Annotated in this window: 1 pseudogene; it reads left to right on the top strand. The window is 77.0% G+C overall.

Annotated features, from left to right (window positions below):
* Window positions 1–558: pseudogene (locus WN71_RS39375) on the top strand (hypothetical protein); the annotation flags it as partial.
* Window positions 559–644: the final 86 nt, after the last annotated feature.

Below are 644 nucleotides of genomic sequence, written 5' to 3'. Positions count from 1 at the left end.
AGCGAGGGCTCCGCGAGCCTGCGGGCCGGGGCTCCGGGCCAGGACACACCTCCGGCTCGACCGGCCCCTCGCAGCTCCGACGCCCCCTGGCACCACGCCCGCCCCGCCTTCGACGAGCCCACCGCCCCGAAGGACCCGGAACAGCGGGAGGCCCAGCCGGAACAGCGCGAGGACCAGCCGGGGCAGCCGGAACAGTCCGGGCGGCCGGAGAAGCAGGAGCCGTCCGCCCGCCCCGGCACGGACGCGCACCCCGAGCCGGAGACGCGGCCGGAAGGCGAGGAGCGCCGACCGGCACCGACCGAGCCGGCTGCGAAGCCGGAGACCTCCGAGCCGGCCCCGGCTGCGGAGCCCTCCGAGTCGGCCCGGGAGACCCCCGAGTCGGCCCGGGAGACCTCCGAGTCGGCGCCGGAGAGCTCCGGCTCGGCCCCGGAGACCCCCGGGTCGGCTACGGAGACGCACCCGGAGCCGGAGCAGGACCCCGAGTCCCCGGCTCCCGCCCCCGCCCCTGAGCCCCCCGACCCCGCATCCCCCGAAGACCCCGCTGGAGGCCCGCAGTGAACGACGCTCTCGACGTCGCCCTGCGACTCGTCGTCGTCTTCGTCGTGTTCCTCACCTTCCCCCTGATCGTCGGTCAGACCGAGCAC

The organism is Streptomyces mangrovisoli (genome assembly GCF_000974985.2).
GTDB lineage: Bacteria > Actinomycetota > Actinomycetes > Streptomycetales > Streptomycetaceae > Streptomyces > Streptomyces mangrovisoli.
Note: the sequence above shows the minus strand (reverse complement) of the source record. Positions and strands in the feature narration are given on the sequence as shown.